The organism is Rhodococcus sp. NPDC127593 (genome assembly GCF_042671975.1).
Taxonomy (GTDB): domain Bacteria; phylum Actinomycetota; class Actinomycetes; order Mycobacteriales; family Mycobacteriaceae; genus Rhodococcus_F.
Genome location: NZ_JBHXWI010000101.1, coordinates 1 through 26,982, shown reverse-complemented (window position 1 = coordinate 26,982; position 26,982 = coordinate 1). Strand labels below are relative to the sequence as shown.

Annotated in this window: 23 protein-coding genes and 1 pseudogene; 17 read left to right on the top strand and 7 right to left on the bottom strand. The window is 66.5% G+C overall.

The genetic code is table 11. From position 1 onward, the window contains the following. Positions 1 to 326: 326 nt before the first annotated feature. Positions 327 to 1,904, bottom strand: coding sequence for a glucose-6-phosphate dehydrogenase (gene zwf / locus ACFVJ3_RS46420; protein ID WP_378458495.1), 1,578 nt, complete (start codon positions 1,902 to 1,904; stop codon positions 327 to 329). A 161-nt stretch (positions 1,905 to 2,065) separates the two neighbouring features. Between zwf and gnd the strand changes: the two genes are divergently transcribed. Continuing rightward, on the top strand, positions 2,066 to 2,965 hold the full coding sequence (gene gnd / locus ACFVJ3_RS46415) for a phosphogluconate dehydrogenase (NAD(+)-dependent, decarboxylating) (RefSeq protein ID WP_378458496.1): 900 nt from the start codon (positions 2,066 to 2,068) through the stop codon (positions 2,963 to 2,965). Between the two features lie 40 nt (positions 2,966 to 3,005). On the opposite strand, the pseudogene ACFVJ3_RS46410 reads toward gnd, so the two are convergent. Next, positions 3,006 to 3,693 (bottom strand): annotated as a pseudogene (locus ACFVJ3_RS46410) (AraC family transcriptional regulator). Between the two features lie 678 nt (positions 3,694 to 4,371). Between ACFVJ3_RS46410 and ACFVJ3_RS46405 the strand changes: the two are divergent. From ACFVJ3_RS46405 to ACFVJ3_RS46395, 3 genes are all read left to right on the top strand, one after another. After that, on the top strand, positions 4,372 to 4,527 hold the full coding sequence (locus ACFVJ3_RS46405) for a DUF6131 family protein (protein ID WP_378458494.1): 156 nt from the start codon (positions 4,372 to 4,374) through the stop codon (positions 4,525 to 4,527). Between the two features lie 319 nt (positions 4,528 to 4,846). After that, the gene (locus ACFVJ3_RS46400) at positions 4,847 to 6,322 is read left to right on the top strand and encodes an MFS transporter (protein WP_378458493.1); all 1,476 of its coding nucleotides are present in this window, start codon (positions 4,847 to 4,849) and stop codon (positions 6,320 to 6,322) included. Further along, a complete protein-coding gene (locus ACFVJ3_RS46395) occupies positions 6,319 to 6,963 on the top strand; it encodes a TetR/AcrR family transcriptional regulator (RefSeq protein WP_378458492.1) in 645 nt (214 codons plus the stop codon). Before ACFVJ3_RS46400 ends, ACFVJ3_RS46395 begins: the two co-directional genes overlap by 4 nt. Before the next feature lie 24 nt (positions 6,964 to 6,987). Here ACFVJ3_RS46395 and ACFVJ3_RS46390 read toward each other — a convergent pair whose 3' ends face one another. From ACFVJ3_RS46390 to ACFVJ3_RS46375, 4 genes are all read right to left on the bottom strand, one after another. After that, complete coding sequence (locus tag ACFVJ3_RS46390; protein WP_378458491.1) at positions 6,988 to 7,389, bottom strand: cupin domain-containing protein; 402 nt, start codon at positions 7,387 to 7,389, stop codon at positions 6,988 to 6,990. Between the two features lie 11 nt (positions 7,390 to 7,400). Continuing rightward, entirely contained in the window at positions 7,401 to 8,285 is an 885-nt protein-coding gene (locus ACFVJ3_RS46385) for an aldo/keto reductase (RefSeq protein ID WP_378458490.1), read from the bottom strand. An 84-nt stretch (positions 8,286 to 8,369) separates the two neighbouring features. Continuing rightward, a complete protein-coding gene (locus tag ACFVJ3_RS46380; RefSeq protein WP_378458489.1) occupies positions 8,370 to 9,800 on the bottom strand; it encodes an MFS transporter in 1,431 nt (476 codons plus the stop codon). Beyond that, positions 9,797 to 10,846, bottom strand: coding sequence for an alcohol dehydrogenase catalytic domain-containing protein (locus ACFVJ3_RS46375; protein WP_378458488.1), 1,050 nt, complete (start codon positions 10,844 to 10,846; stop codon positions 9,797 to 9,799). The genes ACFVJ3_RS46380 and ACFVJ3_RS46375 overlap by 4 nt, the downstream gene beginning before the upstream one ends. Before the next feature lie 101 nt (positions 10,847 to 10,947). Here ACFVJ3_RS46375 and ACFVJ3_RS46370 point away from each other — a divergent pair, with 101 nt between their 5' ends. Beyond that, positions 10,948 to 11,847, top strand: coding sequence for a helix-turn-helix transcriptional regulator (locus ACFVJ3_RS46370; protein WP_378458487.1), 900 nt, complete (start codon positions 10,948 to 10,950; stop codon positions 11,845 to 11,847). A gap of 71 nt (positions 11,848 to 11,918) precedes the next feature. Here the strand turns inward: ACFVJ3_RS46370 and ACFVJ3_RS46365 are convergent, their stop codons facing one another. Then, positions 11,919 to 12,743, bottom strand: coding sequence for a bifunctional allantoicase/(S)-ureidoglycine aminohydrolase (locus ACFVJ3_RS46365; RefSeq protein WP_378458486.1), 825 nt, complete (start codon positions 12,741 to 12,743; stop codon positions 11,919 to 11,921). Between the two features lie 736 nt (positions 12,744 to 13,479). Between ACFVJ3_RS46365 and ACFVJ3_RS46360 the strand changes: the two genes are divergently transcribed. The 12 genes from ACFVJ3_RS46360 (at position 13,480) to ACFVJ3_RS46305 (ending at position 26,835) form a co-directional block, all read left to right on the top strand. After that, complete coding sequence (locus tag ACFVJ3_RS46360; protein ID WP_378458485.1) at positions 13,480 to 14,910, top strand: aldehyde dehydrogenase family protein; 1,431 nt, start codon at positions 13,480 to 13,482, stop codon at positions 14,908 to 14,910. Positions 14,911 to 14,956: 46 nt separating this feature from the next. After that, positions 14,957 to 16,909 (top strand): 3D-(3,5/4)-trihydroxycyclohexane-1,2-dione acylhydrolase (decyclizing), encoded by a 1,953-nt coding sequence (iolD, locus tag ACFVJ3_RS46355; protein ID WP_378458484.1) that lies wholly within the window; start codon positions 14,957 to 14,959, stop codon positions 16,907 to 16,909. Continuing rightward, positions 16,906 to 17,682, top strand: a complete 777-nt coding sequence (locus tag ACFVJ3_RS46350) for an HpcH/HpaI aldolase/citrate lyase family protein (RefSeq protein WP_378458483.1) — start codon at positions 16,906 to 16,908, stop codon at positions 17,680 to 17,682. Before iolD ends, ACFVJ3_RS46350 begins: the two co-directional genes overlap by 4 nt. 21 nt (positions 17,683 to 17,703) lie before the next feature. Then, positions 17,704 to 18,915, top strand: coding sequence for a Gfo/Idh/MocA family protein (locus ACFVJ3_RS46345; RefSeq protein WP_378458482.1), 1,212 nt, complete (start codon positions 17,704 to 17,706; stop codon positions 18,913 to 18,915). Positions 18,916 to 18,959: 44 nt separating this feature from the next. Further along, positions 18,960 to 19,892 carry an NAD(P)-dependent oxidoreductase gene (locus ACFVJ3_RS46340; RefSeq protein ID WP_378458481.1) on the top strand — a complete coding sequence of 311 codons (933 nt, stop codon included), beginning with the start codon at positions 18,960 to 18,962 and terminating at the stop codon, positions 19,890 to 19,892. Beyond that, complete coding sequence (locus ACFVJ3_RS46335) at positions 19,889 to 20,881, top strand: Gfo/Idh/MocA family protein (RefSeq protein WP_378458480.1); 993 nt, start codon at positions 19,889 to 19,891, stop codon at positions 20,879 to 20,881. Before ACFVJ3_RS46340 ends, ACFVJ3_RS46335 begins: the two co-directional genes overlap by 4 nt. 57 nt (positions 20,882 to 20,938) lie before the next feature. Beyond that, positions 20,939 to 21,838 (top strand): sugar phosphate isomerase/epimerase family protein, encoded by a 900-nt coding sequence (locus tag ACFVJ3_RS46330; RefSeq protein ID WP_378458479.1) that lies wholly within the window; start codon positions 20,939 to 20,941, stop codon positions 21,836 to 21,838. A 257-nt stretch (positions 21,839 to 22,095) separates the two neighbouring features. After that, entirely contained in the window at positions 22,096 to 22,875 is a 780-nt protein-coding gene (locus ACFVJ3_RS46325) for an SDR family oxidoreductase (protein ID WP_378458478.1), read from the top strand. Then, positions 22,875 to 23,882, top strand: a complete 1,008-nt coding sequence (locus ACFVJ3_RS46320; RefSeq protein ID WP_378458477.1) for a Gfo/Idh/MocA family oxidoreductase — start codon at positions 22,875 to 22,877, stop codon at positions 23,880 to 23,882. Before ACFVJ3_RS46325 ends, ACFVJ3_RS46320 begins: the two co-directional genes overlap by 1 nt. Then, entirely contained in the window at positions 23,879 to 24,742 is an 864-nt protein-coding gene (locus ACFVJ3_RS46315) for a sugar phosphate isomerase/epimerase family protein (protein ID WP_378458476.1), read from the top strand. Before ACFVJ3_RS46320 ends, ACFVJ3_RS46315 begins: the two co-directional genes overlap by 4 nt. After that, the gene (locus tag ACFVJ3_RS46310; RefSeq protein ID WP_378458475.1) at positions 24,739 to 25,719 is read left to right on the top strand and encodes a Gfo/Idh/MocA family protein; all 981 of its coding nucleotides are present in this window, start codon (positions 24,739 to 24,741) and stop codon (positions 25,717 to 25,719) included. The genes ACFVJ3_RS46315 and ACFVJ3_RS46310 overlap by 4 nt, the downstream gene beginning before the upstream one ends. Positions 25,720 to 25,806: 87 nt before the next feature. Next, positions 25,807 to 26,835 (top strand): substrate-binding domain-containing protein, encoded by a 1,029-nt coding sequence (locus ACFVJ3_RS46305; protein WP_378458474.1) that lies wholly within the window; start codon positions 25,807 to 25,809, stop codon positions 26,833 to 26,835. Positions 26,836 to 26,982 lie beyond the last annotated feature (147 nt).

Genomic DNA, 26,982 nt, shown 5'->3' with positions numbered 1-26,982 from the left:
CTCGCCGCCAACCCTGTTCACGCGGTCGACCTGATCCTGGGAACCTGAAAACGCAGCTCACAGCTCCAGAAATCAACAACTACGGCACCCTGGGTACCCGACCAGGAGCTCGTCCTTGTTCTCGAAATAGTCATACGCACTGGCAGCGCTGCAACCCGCACCCCGGACAACACAGAACGGCGCACGATGTTGACCGACGGAAGCGCGCTCATCGCGGTCCACATTTCATGAACGTGCGTTAACTACGGTTTCGCATTCCCAAGGATCGGAAATGCACGAGCGGCCTCGGTCGGTCCCCCTCCGCCGCACTTACCAGCCCGGACGGGTCAGAGCGACCGCCACGCCCGGCCGGTCCGGCTGAGGATCCGTTCCGCCGACTCCGGGCCGGCCGTCCCGGACGAATACGCATCCGGGCGACCGCACCCTGCCCAGTGCTCGAGGAGCGGATCGATGACCCGCCAGGACCATTCGACCTCCTCACGGCGGGGGAAGAGGGTGGCGTCGCCGCGGATCACGTCACAGATCAGCCGTTCGTAGGCCTCCGGTGCCGGGTCGAACACCGACCGAAAGTCCATCCCCAGACTGACCGGCTGAATGTGCATGCCACCGCCCGGACGTTTGGCGCCGATGTGCAGTTCGATTCCGTCGTCCGGCTGGACCCGGAACACGAGCACATTCGAGACCGCCGCGGCCCTGGCAGCGCGTGAGCCGTGGGCGGGGGGTGTGAACGTCACCGCAATCTCGGCGGTCCGCCGCGCCAGGCGTTTGCCGGTGCGAATGAAGAACGGCACGCCGGCCCACCGGCGGGTCGCGATGCCGACTGTCAGGGCCGCGAAGGTCTCGGTGGCCGAGTCGGCGGGGAACCCGGCCTCGTCAGCCAATCCTGGCACGGGAACACCGTTCTCCACTCCTGCACCGTATTGGCCCCGGGCCGATGTCTCCGCGAGTGGTCCGCGGAGTTCGGTGGCGGAGAGGACCTTGATCTTCTCGGCGGCGATGCTGTCGGCGTCGAATGCGACGGGTTCTTCCATTGCGATCAACGCCAACAGTTGCAGCAGGTGATTCTGGATGACATCACGGGCGGCGCCCACACCGTCGTAGTACCCGGCACGGCCCGGGACCCCGACGCTCTCGGCCATGGTGATCTGCACGTGGTCGATGTGCCGGTTGTTCCACAACGGCTCGAACATTCCGTTCGCGAAGCGCAACGCGAGGATGTTCTGCACCGTCTCCTTCCCCAGGTAGTGATCAATGCGGTAGATCGAGGATGGCGGAAACACTCGTTCCAGTGCGACACCGAGGGCCTGCGAGCTGGCGAGGTCGTGCCCGAACGGCTTCTCCACCACCACCCGGCGCCATCCGTGCGCATTCCGGTTCAGACCGCAGATCGCAAGCTGGTCGCAGACCGCTGCAAAGGAGGATGGCGGCACCGACAGATAGAAGACGTAATTGCCGGACTTACCACGACGGACGTCGATTTCGGCCAGCCGGGCGGCCAACCTCGCGAACGCCGCGGTGTCGTCGAACGACCCCTGCACGAGGTGGATACGCTCGGCCAGTGTCGCCCACACCACCGGGTCGAACGGTGTGCGCGCGTGCGCGATCACCGCCTCCCGCAGCCGAGTCTCGGCGTCTGAACTGTCGCGGGCGAAGCCGACGAGATCGAAGTCCGGCGGCAGCTGGCCACCGTGCGCGAGGTCGTAGATGGCCGGAACCAATTTCTTGCGCGAGAGGTCCCCGGTGATCCCGAAGATCACCATCGACGCCGGCTCGGTGACCTGACCGGGATTGCCGATCAACGCCTCACCAACGGCGCCCGAGCCAGCTGCCAGCGGGTTCCGCTCCTGCACTTCAGACACAGTCACTTCTGTTGCACTCCGTCTTTCGCTCCACCACAGGCGCATTCAGACAATGCGTCGAATACCAGTGTCGAAGGCCCGGCGAGGTAATGCACTTGGCCGAGCGGCCAGTGTCAGCTGCCCGTCCGGTCAGGTGAGCCCGCCCCGAAACCCCCGTAGACATAGACCTCGGCACGATATCGAAAATCGAAAGTGGAACGGTGACGATGAAACTGGGACTGGTCGGTCTGGGCCGCATGGGCCTGAACATGCGCGAGCGGTTGCGTGAACGCGGACTCGAGGCGATCGGATACGACCCGAACGCCGCCGCCAGCGATGTAAACAGCGTCGAATCGCTGGTCGAGTCGCTTCCCAGCCCGCGGGCGGTGTGGGTGATGGTGCCCGCCGGAGCCCCGACCCGTCAGGTGATCGGGCAGCTCTCGCGCCTGCTCGCACCCGGCGACCTCGTCGTCGACGGCGGCAACTCCCGATTCACCGACGACACGATCAACGCCAACATCCTCGCCGAACAAAGCATCCGCTACCTCGACTGCGGCGTCTCCGGCGGGATATGGGGACGCAAGAACGGCTACGCGCTGATGGTCGGTGGCGACACCGCCGACATCGACCGGTTGATGCCGGTCTTCGACGCGCTGCGGCCGGACGGTGACCGCCAGGACTCGTTCGTCCACGCCGGCCCGGTCGGCGCCGGACACTACGCGAAGATGGTGCACAACGGCATCGAGTACGGGCTGATGCAGGCCTACGCCGAGGGGTACGAACTGCTCGCCGCCGAGGACTCGATCGTGGACGTGCCCGCGGTCCTGCGCGCCTGGTCCAAGGGCACCGTGGTCCGCTCCTGGCTGCTCGACCTTCTGGTGCAGGCCCTGTCCGAGGACCCCGACCTGGCCGCGATGTCCGGCTACACCGAGGATTCCGGTGAAGGCCGCTGGACCGTCGAAGAAGCCATCGCCCACGCCGTCCCGGCACCGGTCATCTCCGCCGCACTGTTCGCGCGATTCGCCTCCCGACAGCACGACTCGCCCGCGATGAAAGCCGTTTCGGCGCTGCGCAACCAATTCGGCGGGCACGCCGTCCGACGCGCCGAACCCGCTGGGATCGCCTGAACCGTGACCATGACCATGACCACCCAACCTGACCGGCAACTCACCTGTTCACGGACGTATCCTCGCGTCGGCCGACCCCGGACGGTGCCATCCCGAACTCACGGCTGAAGGCGAATGAGAAGGCTGCCGGAGGTACGTAACCGAGGGCCGAGGCGACTCGGTCACTGGCTGCGAGCGCAGCATCGGGATGGCCGCCAGCAACCGGGCCCTCAGGCGCCAGGCCGCCGGACCGATCCCGACCTCGCGTAGGAATAGCCGGGTGAAGGCACGTTCGCTCATCGCCACCCGGCCCGCTCACTCGGCATTCGTCACCCGACCTCCGGCTTGCCGAGATAGGACCGACACAACGCGACCAGGTCGGCCGACGTGGGCAGCGTCAGGTGCAGCGGCAGCGACCTGAGAGTCGCCAGTTCGAACAGCAGCAGTGCCGCGATGGCACCCTCGCGACCGTCACGGTCGTACTCGGCGGGTAGGTCGGGGCGACGAGCAGCAGTTCGCGGAGCAGCGAGAATTCGCACCCGATGCCGTATGGCCGACGGAATCATGACACCTTGCGCAGTAAGGACCGTCCAGGTGCCGTTGCCAGTCTCGACAACCATTGTTCCTGTGGCGCCGTACAGAAACTTCGCACGACGGTGTTCGTGCCAATCCAGCACGAAGCCGGCCGGATAGTCGGTTGGTCGGCTCCGTCGACGTGGCCGCGGCCCTGGCGCTGCTCCTCGGCGCACTCCCGGTGAGCGTCACGCTGAGGCATCCATCCCGTCTCGCTGACGGGTACACGCGGTCAGTTACGTGCTGCTCCTCGTCACGGTCACCATGACCACTGTGCTTGCTGCGCTTCGGTAACCGCAACCTCTAATACTCAGCCCTCGACACGAGGCCGGACTTCACCGCCTCGCCGTCTACGCGAGGACGTTCCTGCGAGACGTTGATTCTGAACAAACCGACCGCAGCCCGACTGCGATCAAAATGGGAACGGCCGACCGGTACATATTGTTCGGTGACATCACCACGAGCGCGTATCCGGCCAGTACAGGAGCGAGAATCGCGGTGACGCGGCCGCCCAACATTGCCCCATATCCTTTGGCGCGAGCCAGCACTGGATATATCGTACGGGGCCGACACCGGTTTGTACGTGGGTGCGTTCCTTCTCGCCGCGCGGAGCCTCGGGCTCGGAGCGATCTCGACCACCCGGCCAACACCTACCGCACCGCTCGGGCACCGCTGAACGAAGTCGTGACGCTCGTCCTCGAATAGGTTCGCGGCGAAAACGGCAGCGATGTCGCGCTCGACGAAGCAGTGAGAGGCAACCCGGATCACCTGCTGACCGCCATCCGTTTTCCGACAACGCCGACGGGGTACCCCCGGGGGGCGAGGGAGTACACCGCGGCGAGACGAGGTTCATCGTGATCATTCTCGGACTGATTCTGCTCGTGATCGGGTTCGTGGCACACATCTCGATCCTCTCGACCATCGGGATCGTCCTGTTGGTCATCGGAATCATCCTCGCGCTGCTCGGAGGAACCGGCCGCGCCGTCGGCGGGCGCCGTCACTGGTTCTGAGGTCGGGGACCCACGGTGCCCGCTGCGCGGGGAGCGTCCACATCGACGTGAATGGAATGCGTAGCGGAAACCGTGCGCGAAGTCACGAACCTTCTCCCAGCCAACGAGATACGTACCGACGGCGGGAAGACACGACGCGAGTTCGGGTCCGTTGGTGTGCGCATCGCAACAATGTTGTGCGGGTTTCTGGTTCCGAGCCGTCCACGCGCGACCGCCCCATCCCCGAACGACCATCACCCGCTCGAACGATGCACGCCCCCGCGTCGAATGATAGATTCTCCGCATGCGGAGTGAACGCTCCGCTTTGTTGGGAGTATTCATGAAAACCGCTTCGATGCGGACGCACTATCAGCTGACTTTTGCTGTCCTCACCATCGGTGTCGGGGCCTTTGCGCTTCTGCAGTCACTGGTGATGCCGGTGCTGCCCACCCTCGAGTCGGCGCTGGGCACGACACAGGCAAATGTGACGTGGGTGTTGACTGCCTACCTGTTGTCGGCGTCGATTTTCACCCCGGTCATGGGACGCCTCGGTGACATGCACGGCAAGAAGCGTGTGTTCGTGGTTGCCCTCGTCGCGCTGGCGGCGGGATCTCTGCTCGCGGCCCTGGCCACGTCGCTGCCGGTGATGATCGCCGCGCGGGTGATCCAGGGAATCGGCGGCGGTGTACTGCCCTTGGCGTTCGGCATCATCCGCGACGAGTTCCCGGAGGAGAAGGTGGTGGGAGCGGTTGGCGTCATCGCCGCGCTCACCGCTGTCGGCGCCGGTCTCGGCATCGTCCTCGCCGGTCCTATCGTGAGCGTGCTGAGTTACCACTGGCTCTTCTGGATTCCGCTGATCATGGTCGTGCTGGCGGGGTTAGCCGCGCAGATTCTGGTCCCCGAGTCCCCCGTTCGCACTGCCGGGAAGATCAATTGGCTCACCGCGCTGCTGCTGTCCGGGTGGCTGGTCGCGTTGTTGCTCGGGGTGAGTCAGGCGCCCGCGTGGGGGTGGGGTTCTCCGATCGTCGTCGGGCTACTCGTGGCTGCCGCGGTCATCGTGGTGACCTGGGTGGCGGTTGAATCGCGATCCGCCAACCCGCTGATCGACATGAAGATGATGCGAATCCGCAGCGTCTGGGCCGCCAACCTGTTGGCGCTGCTGATGGGGGTCGGCATGTACGCCGCATTCGGCTTCCTGCCGCAGTTTCTGCAGACACCCGCGTCCGCGGGATACGGCTTTGGTGCTTCGCTTACCGAGTCGGGTCTGATGCTGCTGCCCGTCAGCGTGGGCATGTTCCTGCTCGGACTCGCCTCCGGCCGCCTGGCGGCACGACTGGGTTCGAAGAACCTACTGATCGCAGGGTCGATCGTCAGTGCGATCGGTTATTTCGTGGTGGCGCTTCTGCATGAGACCGAGGTGGACATCTACCTCGCCATGTCCTTGGTCGGGATCGGTTTCGGCCTGGCCTTCTCGGCGATGTCGAATGTTGTCGTCGCAGCGGTGCCGCCGGAACAGACCGGTGTCGCGAGCGGCATGAACGCGAACATCCGCACGATCGGCGGCTCGCTGGGCGCTGCATTCATGGCCAGCGTCGTCACCGCCGGGGCGTCCTCCGAGGGGGTTCCGCAGGAATCCGGCTACACCAACGGATTCATCATGCTGGGCGTGGCAGTTGGCCTCGGCGCCGTTGCGGCCCTGTTCATCCCGGCAATGAAGCGGGACAAGACCACGAATCTCGAAGAGTCGCCCAAGCTGCGACACGCGGAGCTCGCGATGGTCGCGGGAGGCACACTGGTGGGCGACAAATCCGAATGAGGTCCGACGTGAGCGTTCAGGGGAGCGAGAAGGCGCTGCGCCGCGACGCCGCGGAGAATCGGCAACGGTTACTCGATGCGGCAGCGACCGTGTTCAGTGCGCGTGGCCTGGACGTGGGTGTCGACGAGATCGCCCGGGTCGCCGGCGTGGGCATCGGCACTCTCTACCGCCGGTTCCCCACCAAGGATGCCCTGATCAGTGAGCTCGTTCGACAGGTACTCGAGGACTTCGTGGCCCTGGCCCATGAGGCCCTTTCCGCGCCCGATGGCGAAGGTCTGGAGCAGGTCCTCTACGGCAGCGGTGCCATCCTGGCGTCGAACCGTGGATGTTTGTCTCGGATGTGGAACGACGATGAGACAACGATCTCGAGGGACGAGTTTCGACGGATCCTGTTCGAGCTGTTGGCGCGAGCCAAGCGGCACGGTCGCATCCGCGAGGATGCCACCGACGCCGACCTGGATCTCATCTTCTGGTCCATCCGCGGCGTCATCGCGACAACTCGCGGCGTCACCGACACAGGTTGGCGTCGGATCATGGCGGTCATGATCGCGGGATTGCGGCCAGGCGCGGACGATCTCGATGCGGCTCCGATGAGCGCCCGGGACGTCGCACAGATCTTGGACAATATGTGGGCTCGGTGAGGTGCGGCGGGTGGCGAGGGAACACTATCCGGCCAGGTATTCGTCGTCGGTGACGTGTTCGAGCCAGGTCGTGGTGGTGGCCGGATCGTCGGCGTTGTCGAGCATGGCCAGGTGTTCCATGAACGAGTCGGCGCTTGCTCCGTGCCAGTGCTCTTCGTTCGGTGGGCAGTAGAGGGTTTGACCGGCGTGTGCTTCGACCTTGTGGCCGCCGCGGGACTGCACCCACGCAGTTCCCTGGGTGATGTGCAGGGTCTGACCGTGGGCGTGTGAGTGCCACGCGGTGCGGGCGCCGGGTGCAAAACGCACCTTCGCCACAATCATTCGCTGACCGGATTCACGGGGATAGGCGATGCGGTCGAGCCAGACGTCACCGGTGAATTGCTCGGGCGGGTTCCTGGTGGTCGGGGTGTGGGGGTCGATCTGCATTGCAGTACTCCTCAGGCTTCGACGATTTCGAGGCCGAACGTCTCGCGGGTGATGTCGTCGGGTTCCGGGCCGCCGCGCACACCGGTGTCGAGAGCGTCGATCGCGGCGAGTTGATCGGCGGTGAGGTCGAAGTCGAAGACGTCGAAGTTCTCGGTGATACGCGACGGGGTGACCGATTTCGGGATCACCTGGCGGCCCTGTTGCAGATGCCATCGCAGCATCGTCTGGGCCGGCGTCTTGCCGTGTGCCGCTGCGATGTTGCCGATGGTGGGATCGTCGAGTGTGGAGCCGTGGGAGCCGTCGCGGTAGAAGGTGATCCCACCGATAGGGGACCACGCTTGGGACAGGATCCCGTGTTCGGCGTTGGCCGTGAGCACGTCGGATTGACGGAAGTACGGGTGTACCTCGATTTGGTTGACCGCCGGCACCACCGATGTTTCGTCCTGCAGTCGCGTGAGGTGGTCAGACATGAAGTTGCTGACACCGATGGCGCGGACGCGGCCGTCCGCGAGCAGCGTCTCGAGCGCCTTGTAGGCCTCGACGGTGACGGTGAACTCGCCGGGCAGAGCCTGGTGCAGTATCAGCAGGTCGATCTGATCGATTCCGAGTTTGCGGGCGCTCTTGTCGAAGGCGTGCAGCGTGTTGTCGTAGCCGTAGTCGGTGATCCAGATCTTGGTCTCGATGAAGATGTCCGAGCGATCGATGCCCGAACGGCGGATCGCTTCGCCGACCTCGCGTTCGTTCTGATACGCAGCGGCGGTGTCGATGTGCCGGTATCCGGTCTCCAGTGCCGCCTCGACCGCAGCGACGGTGTCATCGGGCGGTGTCTGGTACACACCGAAACCCAGTGCCGGCATCGTGATGTCGTTGTTCAATGTCAAACCGGGGATCGTCATGTTTCAAACCTTAGGATCGGTCAGCGCGTGCTGGGAGTGCCTGTCGGACCAGGTACCGGCAGTACCTGGCCCGACCAGCGGATTTCATGCGGCGGGCCGGTGCGGGGCCGAACCCGAACTGCGGTGTCGCGCGGCGGGCACGATCACCGTGAGGACGACGACCAGCGCGAGGACGAGCAGCATGGTGCCGCCGGTGAGCGCGGTGCCGACGTGGTCGGTCACCGCTGCTGGTCCGTCGAGGTTGCTGCCTGTGTTTGCCGAGAGTGCGACGAGGACGCCCAACCCGAGTGCCATTCCGAGTTGGTGGGCCGTGTTGACCAGTCCGGATGCCGCGCCGGCGTCCGCCGAATCTACGCCGGCGATTCCTGCGTTCGTCAGCGGCCCGAACGCCAGGCCTTGCCCGGCGCCCACCAAGATCATCGGTAGTGCAACGTCCATGAGATAGGTATCGAGTGGGCCGATGCGGCTCAGCCAAGCCATGCCGACCATGGTCAGCGCCGTCCCGGTAGCGAGCAGAGTCCCATTCGACAGCCGGGCGTTCAGCCGGGGCACCACGAGCGCGACGACGAAGTTGACGAGGGTCATCGGCAGGAAGCCGAGTCCGGCTTGCAGTGGGGAGAAGCCGAACCCGTCCTGGAGGAGTTGGGTCGTGAAGTAGAAGAACCCGATCATCGCCCCGAGGTACAGCAGTCGAGCGGCATAGGCGCCACTGCGTTCGCGACTGCGGAACAATCGTAGCGGCAGGATCGGCTGCTGCACCCGACCCTCGTGGACGACCAACCCGACCAGCAGGACGGCCCCGAGTGCCAGAGCGGCCTGTACCCGTGCCGATCCCCACCCAGCCTCGGCGGATTCGATGATTCCGAAGATCACGGCACCCATGCCGAGCGTCGCACCGAGTGCACCGATCACGTCGAACCGTCCGGTTCGCCGTGGTGTTTCCACGAGCACTGTGCTGGACCAGACGATCAAGGCGACCGCGATCGGAACGTTGACCAGGAACGCCGCTCGCCAGGAGATCCACTCGGTGAGCGCACCACCGACCAGGAGGCCGAGGCTGGCGCCGATACCGGCCGTTGCGGCGTACCAGGCAATGGCCTTGTTGCGGGCCTCGCCGTCGAAGTAGGTCGTGATCAACGCCAAGGAGGTCGGTGCGACGATCGCCGCACCGATTCCCTGCACCGCGCGGGCGGCGATCATCCACCATCCCGCCGGTGCGAGCCCGATGAGCAAGGAGGCGGTACCGAAGATCGCGAGACCGATCCTGAACAGTCGGCGCCGCCCCACGATGTCTCCCGCGCGGGCGGCCAACAGGAGCAGGCCGCCGAAGACCAGAGTGTAAGCGTCTTGAACCCACGAGAGCGCCGCCGGTGACAGTTGGAGCCCGGATCGGATGCTCGGCAACCCGGTGAAGATCACCGAGTTGTCCAGCAGCACCATGAAATAGCTTGCCAGGATGATTCCCAGAATCGCGGGCGGGGTGGCTGTGGCCCGACCGGAAACGGCGGTGGTCACGGCCGGACCGCGACCTTGAGCGCGTCACGGGCATCCATCGCGGCGTAGCCCTGCGGCGTCTGACCGAGGCCGACGGTCCGGTCGAACACCTTCCCTGGCTGGACAGTGCCGTCCAGGACCGCCGGAAGCAGCTGCTCGATGTAGGCGCGCACCGGCGCCGGACCACCGGTCAGGGTGACGTTCGGCCCGAACAGGCTCCCGAATCCGACGGGCGCGTCCTCGTACTGGGGCACCCCCACGCGGCTGATCACTCCGCCCGCGCGGACGACGCCGACGGCCTGATCGTAGGCGGGCCGGTGGCCGACCGCCTCGAGGACGACCGCGCTGCCCAGTCCGCCGGTCAGCTCACGGACCTTCGCGATCCCTTCCTCGCCGCGCTCGGCCACCACATCGGTCGCACCGAACTCGCGACCGAGATCGGTCCGCGCCTGGTGCCGCCCCATCAACACGATCTGCTCGGCACCGAGCCGGCGAGCCGACAGCACCGCCAACAATCCCACCGCCCCGTCACCGATCACAGTCACGACACTGCCCTCGCCGACGCCGCCCCGGACCGCAGCATGCCAGCCGGTGCCGTACACATCAGACAACGTCAACAAGGAATCGAGCAGCGCATCGTCGGCGTCCTCGCGCACCGGCACCTTCACCAGCGTGCCGTCGGCCAGCGGCACCCGGACCGCCTCGGCCTGACCACCCGCCGTACCCAACGAGGCGTCATTCCAGAACCCGCCGCGCACACATGAGGTCTGCAGACCCGCAGCGCAGAACACGCACGTCCCACACGACACCGCGAACGGCGCAATGACGAAGTCACCGACCCGCAATGTCCTCACATCCGAACCGATCGCTTCGACGACACCGATGAACTCGTGCCCCATCGACCTGCCCGCAGGATCGACGTCCATGGAGTGATAGGGATGCAGGTCGCTGCCACACACGCAGGCCCGCACGATCCGGACGAGAGCGTCGGTGGACGACTGGATGGTGTGATCAGGAACATCGATGACGCGGACATCGCCCGCGCCGAACATGTACGTCGCTTTCATGCCACCCAGTTGACCTCCATTCCGGCCGCCCCGGGAGTCACGGACGTTCCGGGTACTGCCAGTACCTCCCACATCCGGCGGTCACTGCCTACCGTGGACTCATGAGTTCGACCGACCTGCGCACCGAAATCCGCGAGTTCCTCAGCACGCGGCGCGCACGCATCACCCCGGAGCAGAGCGGACTACCCGTGTACGGCGGCAACCGCCGTGTCAAGGGCCTGCGCCGCGAAGAGGTCGCCATGCTCGCCGGTGTCTCGGTCGACTACTACGTCCGTATGGAACGCGGCAACCTCGCCGGCGCCTCCGACAGCGTTCTGGACTCCCTCGTCGTCGCCCTTCAACTCGACGACGCCGAACGCGATCACCTCTTGGCGCTCGCCCGGCAAGCACAAGCAAGCACGACCCGCCGCCCCCGCACTCCGGCGGTGACCGTCCGCCCGGCAATCCAGCAAGTACTCGATGCCATCACCGACGCACCGGCCTGGATCCGCAACGGCCGCCACGACATCATCGCGATGAACGACCTCGCCCGCGCCCTCTACTCCCCCGTGCTCGCCGACCCCCGCCGCCCCGCCAACACCACCCGATTCGTCTACCTCCACCCCCAGGCCGCCGAAGAATTCTTCGTCGACTACGACACCATCGCCAGGGACGCCGCCGCCATGCTGCGACTCGAAGCAGGCCGCAACCCCCACGACAAAGCACTCATCGCGCTGGTCGGGGAACTGTCCACCCGAAGCGAACTCTTCCGCCAACGCTGGGCATCACAGGACGTTCGATTCCACCGCAGCGGTCGAAAACGCCTGCGCCATCCCGCCGTCGGCCAACTCGACCTCGACTTCGAGGCACTCGAACTGCCCTCCGAACCCGGCCTTCAGCTCAACATCTATACCGCAGCCGCCGGCACACCCACCGCCGACGCACTCAAGCTCCTCGCCTCCTGGGCCGCCAGCCAGGAACAACTCGGCACCGAACACCATGCTCCCAGCCGACCGCATTGACCCTACGCACAGCGGATCGGTGGGCCGCCACCCTGCGAATCAGCAGGGACACACAGGAGTATGACCAAGTTTCACGAGAGTCCGAGTTGGAGGCCGGCGTGCCGGTTGGTGTCTTTGTAGAGCAGATAGCGGAAGCGACTCGGCCCGCCCGCGTAGCAAGCCTGGGGGCAGAAGGCACGCAACCATAGGAAGTCGCCCGCTTGCACTTCGACCCAATCCTTGTTGAGCAGATACACCGCCTTGCCCTCGAGGATGTACAGGCCGTGTTCCATGACGTGCGTCTCGGGGAACGGGATCGCACCGCCCGGTTCGAAGGACACGATATTGACGTGCATGTCGTGGCGGATGTCGGTCGGATCGACGAACCGCTGGGTCTTCCATGCCCCGTTCGTGTCGGGCATCTCGATGCCCCCGATATCCTGCTCCCGGGTCACGAAAGACTCGGGCACCTCGATGCCGTCGACCTGCTGATAGGTCTTGCGGATCCAGTGGAACGTCGCGGTGGCCGGACCGTGGTTGTTCAGGGTCCACCGGGCGCCGGGAGCGAGGAAGGCGTAGCCGCCAGCGTCCAGCACATGCTCGACCCCGCCGAGTGTGAGAGTCAGCGAACCGTCGACGACGAACACGACCGCCTCGGCGCTCGGATCGGCATCGGGATGGTCACTACCGCCGCCAGACGACACCTCGACGATGTACTGCGAGAATGTCTCCGCGAATCCGGTCAACGGCCGCGCCAGCACCCACACCCTGGTCCCGTTCCAGTGCGGCAGCAGACTGGCGGTGATATCGCTCATCGTGCGACGCGGCAGGACCGCGTAGGACTCCGTGAAGACCGCGCGATCGGTGGTCAGGTCGGTTTGCGGCGGCAGGCCGCCTCGCGGAACGAAGTAGTTCATGCTTTCCTACTCGGGTTGTCGGGACAGCGGCGGTGGCGAGCCACCGGTGGTGTCGATCTTCCGCCTGTGGATCCCACACGAGAATATTCGTCGACCACAAGTCCATCTCACCCGACGTTGTGGAGAAGATCAGTAGTCGATGCCGACGACGTCGTCGTGGTTTGCCACATCGACGTGCCCGAGGACTCCTCGGTGTCGCTCGAACATTCCGTCAGCAGCACGAACAAGTCACCGCCGGAACGGCGAGCACAATCAGTTCCGTCACTGCGGGATCCGAGTATTGTAGCGCTACAACACCGGCGCCCTCCCAGTCCCTCCATCTGCGTGAACAACGCGTCCGACGTTCACCCCAGGCGACCTCGACCCATGATGGAGTCCCCTCGGAATGAGGGATATTTGATGGATATTTCGTCTTGATTGAGGCGCGTATCACAGCAAGACTGGCTGCATGAGAAAGAGCGGCACTTCACATGCGCGCCCCGCTTCGGCCCTCCCGACGGGCGAGCGCCCAAGGGCCCACCACGATCGGTGTCAGCACCCGCGCTGACCGGTTGCCCGGGCGTCACCGACGCCCCTCTGCATCCCGCGTCAGGTCCGGAACTGTCGCAGGCACATGATCTTTCGATTTCCAACCGAATCGCCCGCTTTCAGGTCCGGCGACAAACATTTCGCTTGCAATCAATGTCACCCGCTGCAAATGCGGGGTGACCGCGAACTCGACGTATGGAGTCCCGACATGGATATGTTGCTCGCTGGTGAATGGCGAACCGCCGCAGACGGCCGCACGGAGACCGTCCGGTCACCGTTCGACGGCCGCGCGGTCGACACGGTGCCCGTCGCGACGGTCTCCGACGCCACCGCTGCCCTCGATCGCGCCGAGGTCGGTGCGCGGGTACTGCGGTCGATGCCCGCGCACGAACGGGCCGCCATTTTGATGCGGGCCGCCGATCTGGCAGAACAGCGCGCCGAGGACATCGCGCAGACCATTAGTGCGGAGACCGGCAAGCCGATCAGCGAAGCGCGTGGTGAGGCGAGCCGGTCGGGCAGCATCATCCGACTGGCAGCCTTCGAAGGCAGCCAGCTCTACGGCTCGACGTTGCCGCTCGACGCCAACCCCGGAACCGGGCTCGAGAAGATCGGCTTCACCCTGCGCCAGCCCTGCGGCATAGTCGTGGCGATCACCCCGTTCAACTACCCGGCACTGCTGGTGTTGCACAAGATCGCTCCCGCACTGGCCGCGGGTAATGCGGTGGTACTCAAGCCGGCCCGCACCACCCCGCTGACCGCACTGAAGCTCGCCGAGTGCTTCGTCGACGCCGGCCTCGCGCCCGAGGCGTTGTCGGTGCTGACCGGACCGGGTTCCGTGCTCGGTGACATCCTGGTCACCGACCCCCGGGTGCGCAAGGTGTCCTTCACAGGTTCCACCCAGACCGGCACCCGTTTGGCCTCCATCGCCGGAATCAAGAAGCTGTCCTTGGAGTTGGGCGCGTCCTGCCCGGTGATCGTGCTGCCCGACGCCGACATCGAACTCGCCGCCTCGGCGGTCGCTGCCGGCGGATACATCAATGCCGGACAGGTGTGCATCAGCGTGCAACGGGTGATCGTCGACGAACGCGTGGAGGCGGACTTCCTCGACGCCCTGGTCCCGAAGGTCGAAGACATCGTCGTCGGCGATCCCGCGAACGCCGACACCAAGCTCGGCTCGTTGATCTCGGAAACCGAAGCGACACGCGTGCATTCGGCTATCGCCGAGGCAGTCCTGGCAGGAGCGAAGGTCCTCACCGGCGGTGACCGCGACGGCGCCGTCGTCTCCCCCACCGTCGTCGCCGGCGTCGATCCGGCCTCCCCGTTCAGCCGCGACGAATTGTTCGGCCCCGCAGTCGCCGTCTCCTCCGCCCCCGACATCGAATCCGCGATCGCCCTCGCGAACGACAACGAGTACGGCCTCGGCGCAGGACTGTTCACCTCCGATGTCTCGGCGACGACCAGGGCGATGCGCCAGATCGACGCCGGCAACATCCACATCAACTGGACGCCGCTCTGGCGCGCCGACCTGATGCCGTACGGCGGTCTCAAAGGCAGCGGTATCGGCAAGGAAGGTGTCCGGTCCGCGGTCGAGGAAATGACCGACGAAAAGACCATCATCCTGCACGGCCGCCCCTGGTAACCGTCTCCCGCTCACACACATTCGTGGCACTCACAGAAACGACGACATGACACCACTGAGCACACACAAGACAGTCCGGCTGACCACGGCCCAGGCGGTCGTGAAATACCTCGCCGCGCAATACTCGGTCGCCGACGGCGACCGGCGGCGCCTGATCCCCGCCGCACTCGGCATCTTCGGCCACGGCAACGTCGCCGGCCTCGGACAGGCCCTCGACGAACTGTCCGATGACCTGCCGTTCATCCAGGGTCGGCACGAGCAGTACCTCGCGCACATCGCCACCGCTTACGCGAAGGCCAGCCGCCGCCGCGCCACCCTCGCGGTGACCGCGTCCATCGGTCCGGGTGCGCTGAACCTGGTCACTGCCGCAGGCCTGGCGACGATCAACAGGCTGCCGCTGCTACTGCTGCCCGGCGACACCTACGCCACCCGCCATCAGGGACCGGTACTCCAGCAACTCGAGCACGCCAGCGAAGCGGACGCCACCGTCAACGACACCTTCCGTCCCGTCGCGAAGTTCTTCGACCGCATCACCCGCCCCGAGCAACTGCTGACCGCACTCCCCCAGGCCATGCGGGTGCTGACCAGCCCGAGCGACACCGGTGCCGTCGTGCTCTCGCTGCCGCAGGACATCCAGTCCCACGCCTTCGACTTTCCGGTCGAGTTCTTCGAACCCCGCGACTGGAAGATCCGCCGCCCGCTGCCCGATCCGGCCGAGGTCGACGCGGTCGCCGCCCAGATCCGGGAGGCGCAGCGTCCGGTGATCATCGCCGGCGGCGGCGTGCACTACTCGGACGCCACCGCGGCCCTCGAGCAACTCGCCGAGCAGGCCGGCATCCCGGTGGTCGAGTCGTTCGGCGGCAAGGGCGCGGTCAGCCGCGACGAATGGTGGCAGCTCGGCGGCGTCGGCCTCGAGGGCAACTTCGCCTCCAACATCGTCGTCAAGCAAGCCGACCTCGTCCTCAGCGTCGGGACCCGGCTGACCGACTTCGTCACCGGATCGCAGTCGATCTTCGAGGACGAGAACGTGCGGTTCGCGTCCCTCAACGTCGTCGACGGCGACACCCGTAAACAGGGTGCCACCGGGATCCTCGCCGACGCCCACCTCGGACTCGAGGCGCTGACCGCCGCGCTCGCCGGACACACCACCAGCGCGGCCTGGCAGGACATCGCGCGGACCGCGAAGGCGGACTGGGCCCCGATCCGGGCCCGTGCCCTCGACCCCGACACCGCCTTCGACCCGGCCGCGCACCCACACGCCCCGGTCACCGGCGCCCTGCTCACCCAGCCGCAGCTGATCGGGCTGCTGCAGGAACACGCCCGCGGCGGCGACACGATCATCGCCGCCGCCGGCGGCCCGCCCGGCGACCTGCAGAAGGTGTGGGACGCGACCGGGAACCGGCACTGCCACCTCGAATTCGGGTTCTCCTGCATGGGATACGAGATCCCCGCCGCGATGGGTGTGCGCCTCGCCGAGGGCAACCAAGGCCAACGGATCGTCACCTTCATCGGCGACGGCACGTTCCTGATGGCACCCACCGAGCTGGTCACCGCCGCCCAGGAGGGCCTGGACGTGACCGTCGTGGTATCCGAGAACCACGGCTACCAGGTCATCCACCGGTTGCAGATGAACCGCAACGGCCGCGAATTCGGCAACGAGTTCCGCTACCGCACCGACGGTGACATCATCGCCGAGACCGGCGAGAAGGCGCGCCTCGAGGGCGACTACCTGAAGGTCGACCTGCGGCAGATCGCCGAAGGACTGGGCGCGCGAGCCATCCGCGCCACCACCGCCGACGAGTTGCGCACCGCCCTCGACGAGACCCGGACCGCGTCCGGTCCGGTCGTGATCGTGGTGCCGACGGTGCCGCACGTGGACCTGCCCGGTGGGGACGTGTGGTGGGATGTCGCACCCGCCGAAGTGTCCGATCAGGAATGGGTTCAGACCCTGCGCGCAGACTATGACAACGCCGTGGGACGGCAGAGGTGGTTCGGATGAGCAACACTCCACTCGACAAGGGCACGCTCCGTCAGCGATTGGCCGACGGGGAGACCACGGTCGGCACCTTCGTCGGCATGGCGTCCTCGACTGCAGCCGAGGTGTGTGCCGCCGCCGGCGCCGACTGGATCCTCATCGATCTCGAACACGGGTCCGGATCCGAGGACGTGTTGCGCGACGGCATCCTCGCCGCCGGCAGCTACGGCGTTCCGACCGTCGTGCGGATCGAATCCGGTGAACGGATCCGGATCGGCCGGGCCCTCGACCAGGGCGCGGCCGGGATCATGGTCCCGCGGCTGGACAAGCCCGACCAGGTCGCCGACGCGGTCACGCATCTGGCGTATCCGCCGCACGGAGACCGCGGGGTAGCCACCTACAACCGCTCCTGCCGGTGGGGTATGGACCGCTCCGCGCTGCTGGCGGACGAGCAGTCCGCACTGGGGGTCATCCAGATCGAAACCCTCGCCGCCCTCGACGCCGTCGACGAGATCGCCGCACAGGACGGGGTCGACGTGCTCTTCGTCGGACCGTTGGACCTGTCCTTCGCGCTCGGTGTGCCGCTTCAGTTCGACAGCCCGGTCTTCACCGCCGCACTCGGGCGGGTGCTCGAGGCCGCTCACCAGCACGGCAAGATCGCGGGCATCCTCGCCGCGAACGCCGCCCTGGCCGCCGGCTACGTCGAACTCGGCTTCCGATTCGTGGCGATCGGCTCCGACTCGACCCTGCTCGCCGCTGCCCTGACCGAGGCCTTCGCCACAGCCCGCCCCGAATAGAACAACTAAAGGAACATCACCGTGACCGAAACTCGCACCGTCGGAGTCGGACTGATCAGCGTCGGTTGGATGGGACAGCTGCATTCGCGCGCCTACCGCGACGTCCCGATCGTCTACCCCGAACTCGGGATCACCCCGAAGCTGGTGATCGCCGCCGACACCGCACCCAGCCGCGTGGAATTCGCCCAGAACGTCCTCGGTTTCGCCGAGGGCACCACCGACTACCGTGACGTCCTCGCGCACCCCGACGTCGAGGTCGTGTCCATCTGCGCACCCAACTTCCTGCACGCCGAAATCGGTATTGCCGCGGCGAAAGCGGGCAAGCACCTCTGGATCGAAAAGCCGGTCGGGCGCAGCCATACCGAGACCGCCGCGATCGAGGCCGCCGCCACCGAAGCCCGGGTGATTACCTCCATCGGTTACAACTACCGGCACGCCCCCGCCGTCGAGCACGCCCGGAAGTTGATCGCCGACGGCGAGCTCGGCCGCATCACCAACGTGCGCGCCTCCTTCTTCTCCGGTTACGCCAACGAGCCCAATGGTGCGCTGTCGTGGCGGTTCGACCGTGAACTCGCCGGCTCCGGCGTGCTGGCGGACCTGTTCAGCCACGCAAGCGACCTGTGCCAGTACGTGGTGGGCCCGATTGCGGAGATCAACGCGCTCACCAGCACCGTCTACACCGAACGCCCGAAGCTGGAGATGGGGTCGCGCACCCACTTCGCGGTCATCGAGAACGGTGAGATGGGCTCGGTGGAGAACGAGGACTACGCCGGGGCGCTGGTGCGATTCGGATCCGAGGGACCGGGATCGGGTGCGGTGGGCACAATCGAGGCGTCCCGGGTGATCGTGGGACCCGAGTGCGGCTACCAGATCGAGGTCTACGGCACCGACGGCTCGCTGAAGTGGGACTTCGAGCGGATGAACGAGCTGAAGGTGTGCCTCGGCCGCACGAACGCCGAACGGGGCTACACGACGGTCAACGCCAGCCCGAAGCACGGGGACTACTCCCGCTTCCAGCCCGGCCCGGGCAACGCCCTCGGCTTCGACGACCTCAAGACCATCGAGGCCAAGAAGTTCCTCCTCGCCGTCACCGGAGGGCCGCAGGAGAACTCGAACGTGCACGACGCCGCATCGGCAGCCGCGATCGTCACTGCCGCCGAAGAGTCCGCCGCCACCGGCCTGTGGCAGAAGCTCGAGGACGTCGCCGGCACCACCGCCGCCCGTACCGCCTGACACCCGGCCCGCCCCGTACCCTCTCGACACCTGCAAGGACGCTGATGTCAACAACGATCTCAACTCAACTGTTCGTCGGCTTGGGCCCGCTCGACCGGCAGCTCGTCGACCCGTATCTGGCCGAGAATCAACAGCTGGTCCTCGACCCCACCGAGGAGCAGCTGGCGATCGCCGAAGCGGCGATCGTGCGGGCGGCGTTCACCGTCGACGCCGCGATGCTCGACCGCATGCCGGCGCTGAAGGTGCTCGCCCGCACCGGTGTCGGTACCGACCTCGTCGACGTCGCCGAGGCACAGCTACGCGGCATTCCGGTGGTGATCACGCCGGGAAGTAACACGGTGTCGGTCGCCGAGGGCGTTTTCGCGCACCTTCTCGCGTTGGTGAAGCGACTGCCGACCCTCACCGATATGGTGCGGGGCGGGCGCTGGGGCGAGCGCGGTCGAGTTTCAGTCGGTGACCTCGAGGGGGCAACGTTGGGCATCGTGGGGTTCGGCCGGATCGGCCGCAAGGTCGCGCAGATCGCCGAAGCGTTCGATCTGACCGTCCGCGCCTACGACCCCTACGCCGAGATCCCCGATGCGTACCGGTGTGCCACCGTAGACGAGGTCCTCGGCTCCAGCGACTTCGTCACCCTGCACGCGCCGCTGACCGCCGAGAATCACCACCTGATCGACGAGTCCCGGCTGGCCACTATGCGACCGGGGTCGATCCTGGTCAACTGCAGCCGCGGCGCGCTGATCGACCTCGACGCCGCACACGCGGCGCTGCAGTCCGGGCGGCTCGCCGGCCTCGGCCTGGACGTCTTCGATCCCGAACCACCGCAACATCATCCGGTTTTCGATCACGCGAACACGATCCTCAGCCCGCACTTGATGGGCTTCACCGATCGGGCGATGGCACTGACCATCCGCGCCGCGGTCGAGGGCGCGGCCGCGGTCCTCGACGGGCGGGCTCCTGCCGCGGTGGCGGCACCGTGAGCGTGCGGGTGGGGGTGATCGGCGTCGGTGTGATGGGCGCCGATCACGCCCGGACCCTCGCTCGGTCGGTGTCGGGTGCGCAGGTGACGGTGGTAACCGATTACGACGCAGCCCGTGCGGACGCGGTCGCGCAGGAGGTATCGGTGCGTACCGTCGCAACCGCGGCAGAATTGATCACCGCCCCGGACGTCGACGCGGTGCTGATCGCCTCCCACGACTCCGCCCATGCCGAGCAGGTGGCGCTGTGCCTCGAACACCGCAAGCCGGTGCTGTGTGAGAAGCCGCTGGCCCCGACGCTTGCCGAATGCGTCGACCTGGTTACCCGCGAAGAGTCTCTGGCACTGGAGAATCCGCTCGTGTCGGTGGGCTTCATGCGACGGTTCCACGCCCCGTACCAGGCCCTGGTGCAGGAGATCCGGTCCGGTTCCGTCGGGGCCCCGCTGCTGGTGCGTGCGTCCCACCGCAATGTGACGTCGTACCCAGGTGGCGACTCGGCAAGCACCATCACCAATTCTGCGATCCATGAAATCGACATCACCCGTTGGCTCCTCGGGTCCGAGATCGTCGAAGTCAGCTGGCATGCACCGAAGTCCACCTCGTTGGACACCTCACGTCACGACCCGCAGATACTGATGCTACGCACCGCCAACGGTGTGCTGACGGTGGTCGATGTGTTCGTCAATGCCCGATACGGCTACGACGTGCGCTGCGAGGTAGTCGGCGAAACCGGTGCGGTGAGTCTGGCGCCGAGCCACGCCCTGACGGTCGACTCGTCGCTGCGTTCGGCGGCAACCTACCCGGAGGACTGGCGACCGCTGTTCGCCGATGCCTACCGACGCCAGCTGCAGGCGTGGGTCGACGCCCTCGACGCACAGGTGGCGTCCCCGCTGGCGTCGGCCCGCGACGGGCTGCGGGCCACCCAGGTGGCCGCCGCCCTGATCGACTCGATGAACAACGAGGGTGCCACAACCAAGGTCGACTTCCACTGATCGCTGGTCCGATCCCAAGTGCACACTGACTACATACCTGAAGTCGAGGGGATAGAGATGACAACCACCACGAAGCCGGAACTGCTGGCCGCATGTTGGACCTCCGCCGGCGATGTGATGCCGGCCCGAGGTCCGGACCGTAGTCCGGTCCCGATCCGGGATCGAATCGAAGCCGTCGCACGAGCCGGCTACACCGGATTCGGATTGACCCGCCCCGACCTCGTCGCCACGCGCGAGACGATCGGCCTCGGCGAAGTCGCGAAAATACTCGCCGACAACGGCATCACCCACGTCCAACTCGAGTGGATCACGAACTGGTGGACCACGGGCGAAGCCCGCGGACTATCGGACCAGGTCCGCCGGGACCTGTTCGAGGCCGCCCCCGTCCTCGGAGTCGACAACATCAAGGTCGGCGCCGACGACGACGGTGTCGCCGTCTCCCGCGACCGGCTCTGCGAGCAGTTCGACGCCCTCGCGACCGACGGCGCCGCTGCGGGCGTGAAGATCGCGTTCGAGAACACACCGTTCTCGCACCACGTCAAGACCACTGAACAGGCTGCGCAGTTCGTCAAGGATGTCGACAACCCCAACGGCGGGCTCATCCTCGACATCTGGCATGCCTTCCGGGGCGGGACAGACTACGACCTTCTACCGGAGCTCATTCCGTCGCGCTTCGTGTTCGGAGTCGAACTCGACGACGGTTGGGCCGCCGTGCGCGGAACCGATCTGGAGGACACCTTCGACAACCGAGTTCCTTGCGGTGAGGGCGTATTCGACGTCCCGAAGTTCATCAATGCGCTACGCCGCATCGGTTTCGACGGACCGTGGGGTATCGAGCACATGTCGGAGGAATTCCGGCAGCTGCCCGTCGCCGACGCACTCACCCGGGCACGGGACGCGGCCCTGCAGTGCTTCGAGATCGCCGACCAGTTCGCTGCGAAACGGGACAACATCTGATCGACAGACCTCCGTTCGCCATCCAGCCTCGGCCACCGAGGCCGACCACCTACAGCGAAGCCGCCATGAGGTGAAAATGATGGAAACATCATATTGATTGAGGCGTACGTCACAGCAAGACTGAACAGAGCACACGGACAGGACCCGCCGACCCACTCACGCCGCTTTCTGGATTATCCAGCAACTACGCGGACCGGACGCGTGCATCACCGACCCACCGGCACTGATGCCGGAAGAAACAGAACGAAAGGAATGCAGTGGCCACCTTGTTGAACGGGAAAGTCGTTCTGATCAGTGGAGGGACGCAAGGTGTCGGCGCCGGCGTCGTCCGCGCCGCCGCCCGGGAGGGCGCCACGGTGGTCTTCACCGGCCGCCGAGCCGAAGCCGGCAAAACCCTTGCCGCCGAACTCGAAGCGACGGGGGCGCAGGTCCGCTTCATCCAGGCCGACCTCGCCGATCCCACTGAGGCAAAGGACTCGGTGACCCGGACGATCGAGGAGTTCGGCCGGATCGACGCATTGTGCAACGCAGCGGGTCTGACCACCCGAGGCACCCTCCTGGATACGACACCCGAGCTGTTCGACCAGCACATGGCGATCAACCTGCGCGCGCCGTTCTTCACCATGCAAGCCGCCGCGGCGGACATGGTCGAACGTAAGGCACCGGGGACGATCGTCAACATCATCTCCATCGCCGAGCACGGCGGACAGTCCTACTTGGCCCCGTACGTGGCGGCAAAGGCCGGGCTCGCGGGGCTGACCCGCAACGCGGCCTACGCGCACCGCTTCGACCGGATCCGGATCAACGGTCTCAACATCGGGTGGACCGAGACCGAAGGCGAGACCGCGATCCAGCAACGCTTCCATGGCGCCGACGACAACTGGGCAACCGAAGCCGCGGCGAAGGTGCCGATGGGCAAGCTCGGGCAGGTCGACGAGATCGCCGACATGGTGGTCTTTTTGCTGTCCGAGCGCAGCGGCGTCGTCACCGGTTCGGTGATCGACTGGGACCAGACCGTCATCGGAGGACAGGACTGATGGGATCGACAATCGGCGTGATCGGCCTCGGCCGGATCGGCGCATTCCATGCTGACACCCTCGCGCAGCTGCCGGGGGTCGACGGACTGGTGGTCACCGACGAACGACCGGACGTTACCGCAGCCGTCGCCACCAAGTTCGGCGCACGCGCGGTCGACGACGCCGCTGCCGTTTTCGCCTCCGGAGTGGACGGAGTAGTGATCGCGGCTGCCACCCCAGCGCACGCCCCCTTGATCCTCGCTGCCGTCGACGCCGGGATTCCGGTCTTCTGCGAGAAGCCCGTCGCGTTCACCGCCGACGAGAGCTACGAGGTCGTCGAGCGCCTGAAGTCGTCGACGGTGCCGGTGCAGATCGGCTACAACCGCCGATTCGATCCCGCATTCGCCGCTGCACGCAACGCCGTCATCGGCGGGGAACTCGGCTGGCTGCACACTGTGCGCTCGACCACCCTCGACCCCGCGCCGCCGCCGGCGGAGTACGTGGCCGCATCCGGCGGGATCTTCCGCGACTGCAGCGTCCACGACTTCGATATCGTCCGCTGGGTCGTCGGCCAGGAAGTCGTCGAGGTCTATGCCGCCGGCACCAACCAGGGTGACTCGATCTTCGCCGACTGCGGCGACGTCGACACCGCCACCACCACACTGACGTTCGTGAGCGGAACCCTCGGCGTGGTATCGAACACGCGCTACAACGCCCGCGGCTACGACTGCCGCCTCGAGGTCCACGGCTCCCAGGACAGCGTCGTCGCCGGCTGGGATGGAAGCGCGCCCGTCCGCAACCTCGAACCCGACGTCGCGTTTCCCGACGGCCCACCGCACCAGTTCTTCATGGACCGCTTCACCTCCGCCTATCGCGCCGAACTCGGCGCATTCCTCGAGGTGATCGCCGGCACCGCACCCTCGCCGTGCACCGCCGCCGACGCCCTCGAGGTGGCCTGGATCGCCGAGGCGGCCACTCTTTCCCTCTCCCAACACCGGCCCGTCCGGATGAATGAGGTTCGACGATGATTCGTATTGCAGGAGCACCTATTTCGTGGGGTGTGTGCGAAGTCCCGGGCTGGGGTCACCAGCTCGGCCCCGAGCGGGTGCTGACGGAGATGCGCGACGCCGGCCTGGAAGCCGCCGAGATCGGCCCCGTCGGATTCCTGCCCGCCGACCCGCAGGAACTGGCGGCCACGCTGGCCTCGTACGACCTGAAGGCGGTCGGCGGCTTCACCCCGGTGCTGCTGCACGACCCCGGCCACGACCCGGTCCCCGATATCACCGGCACCCTGGCCGCGTTCACGGCCGCCGGCGCCGAGGTACTGGTGCTGGCCGCGATAACCGGCACCGACGGCTACGACTCGCGACCCGACCTCGACGACACCGGCTGGAAGACCCTGCTGTCGAACCTGGACCGGCTGCACGACGTCGCCGCCGAGCAGGGCATCCGTGCCGTCCTGCACCCGCACGTGGGCACCATGATCGAGAAGAACACCGAGGTCCAGCGGGTCCTCGACGGCTCCTCGATTCCGCTGTGCCTGGACACCGGGCATCTACTCATCGGCGGTACCGATCCGCTCGAACTGGCCCGCGCCGCCGCGGACCGGATCACCCACACGCATCTGAAGGACGTCGACGCCGAGTTCGCCGCCCGCGTGCAGGCCGGTGAGCTGAGCTACACGCAGGCCGTCGCCCAGGGTATGTACACCCCGCTCGGCACCGGTGACGTCGATGTCGCAGGCGTGGTCCGAACCCTCGTGGAATCCGGTTTCGACGGTTGGTTCACCCTCGAGCAGGACACCATTCTTGCCGGCGAGCCGAACGGCGAGGGACCGGTTGCGGACGTCAAGACCAGCGCCGCGTTCCTGCGGAGTCTGCAGCTGTGACCGAGCTGCGGATCGGCATCCTCGGGGCCTCGCGGATAGCGGAGCTGGCGATCGTGGAGCCTGCGCGGGCCCTCGGGCACCGGCTGGTCGCGGTCGCCGCCCGCGACCGTGGTCGTGCCGAGATGTTCGCGCAGACACACGGCGTCGAGCGGGTCGTCGACTCGTACGCCGATCTGATCACCGACCCCGAGGTCGACGTCGTCTACAACCCCCTGGCCAACGCCTTCCACGCCGAATGGAATCTGAAGGCGATCGAGGCCGGTAAGGCGGTCCTGACCGAGAAGCCGTTCGCGCGCAACGCCGCCGAAGCCGACACGGTGCGGCGGGCGGCGCGTGAACGGGGTGCGCCGATCATGGAAGGGTTCCACTACCTGTTCCATCCGATCATCGGTCGGATGTTCGATCTGCTCGGTGACGGCACGCTCGGCGAGCTTCAGCGGGTCGAGGTCATCATGCGGATGCCCGAACCCAAGCCGGACGACCCGCGCTGGAGCCTCGAACTCGCCGGCGGGGCAGTCATGGACCTCGGCTGCTACGGCCTGCACGTGCACCGCCGGCTGGGTCGGTTCGCCGGCGGCGCCCCGTCCGTGGTGGCGGCCCGCGCGGTCGAACGCACCACGGGAGTCGACGAATCCATGGACATCGACCTCGTATTCCCCAATGGTGCAATGGGTTCGAGCATCAACTCGATGAACTGGGATCGGTTCGAGATGACGCTACGGCTCGTCGGCGATCGAGGTGAGGCACTCGCGCACGACTACATGCTCCAGTACGGCGACGACCGGATCACCGTCACCACCGACGCCGGAACGACGACCCTGCACCTCGGCACCCGCTCGACCTACACGTACCAGCTCGAGGTCTTCGCCAACCACCTGCTGGGCGGGACTCCCTTTCCGATCGATGCCGACGACGCCGTGACGAACATGCGGTTCGTCGACGCCGCGTACACCGCCGCGGGTCTTCCCCCGCGGTAATTACTCCCCCTCTTCGCTTCCCCCTCCTCTCCTCCCAGCTGCCACCCCACAGCTGGATGGTCGCGGCATCCCGAAAGGTCAATCACGATGGACACGAACAAGCGCCGGCTCACACCGGCCGAACGGACCACATCTCGCCGGGTGACCACCCTGGCGGTCGGTGTCGCCGCAACGGTACTGCTCGCCGGATGCTCGGGCACCGGCGGCAAACCGGAATCGGCGGGTTCCGGCATGGGCGCCGGTACCGCGGACACGCCTCACGCCACCATTGCCATGATCACACACGAGGTTCCGGGCGACACCTTCTGGGACCTGATCCGCAAGGGCGCCGAAACCGCGGCGGCGAAGGACAACATCGAACTGCGCTACTCCTCGGACCCCGAGGCGCCGAATCAGGCCAACCTGGTCCAGAGCGCCCTCGACAGCCAGGTCGACGGCATCGCCCTCACACTCGCCAAGCCCGACGCCATGGCGCCGGCCGTGCGGGCCGCTGTCGACGCAGGCACCCCGATCGTCGCCTTCAACTCGGGTTTCGACCAGTACCAGGCCCAGGGCGTGTCCCAGTACTTCGGCCAGGACGAGAAGCTCGCCGGCATCTCGGCCGGGCAGCGCCTCACCGCTGACGGCACCAAGAAGGCGCTGTGTGTCATCCAGGAGCAAGGCCAGGTCGCGCTCGAAGCACGCTGTGCCGGCGTAGTCGAAGGGTTCAAAGGGCAAACCGAGATCCTCAACGTCAACAGCAAGGATCTCCCGTCGGTCGAGGCGACGATTACCGCGAAACTGCAGCAGGATCCCTCGATCGATCACGTCGTCGCACTGGGAGCACCGATCGCGTTGACGGCCATCCAGTCCGTCGCCAATGCTGCCAGCTCCGCGAAGATCGTCACCTTCGACACCAACGCAGCCCTCGTCGACGCGATCAAGGCCGGAGACGTCCAGTGGGCAGTCGACCAGCAGCCATTCCTGCAGGGCTACCTTGCCGTGGACTCGCTGTGGCTGTACCTGAACAACCGCAACACCATCGGTGGCGGTACGCCGACCCTGACCGGTCCCGCCTTCATCGACCAGTCCAACATCGACTCGATCGCCGAGTACGCGAAGAGCGGAAGCCGCTGAGCGCGGTGCCCGGCACACCACTGCGTGTGCCGGGCGTCCCGACGGCCCCGGAAGGAAAGTCATGTCCACACAGCAAGATCTGGACCTTGCCAGTCACAAGGTCGTCCACGACGAGCGGGTGAAGGAGCAGAGACGCCTGCAGCGTCT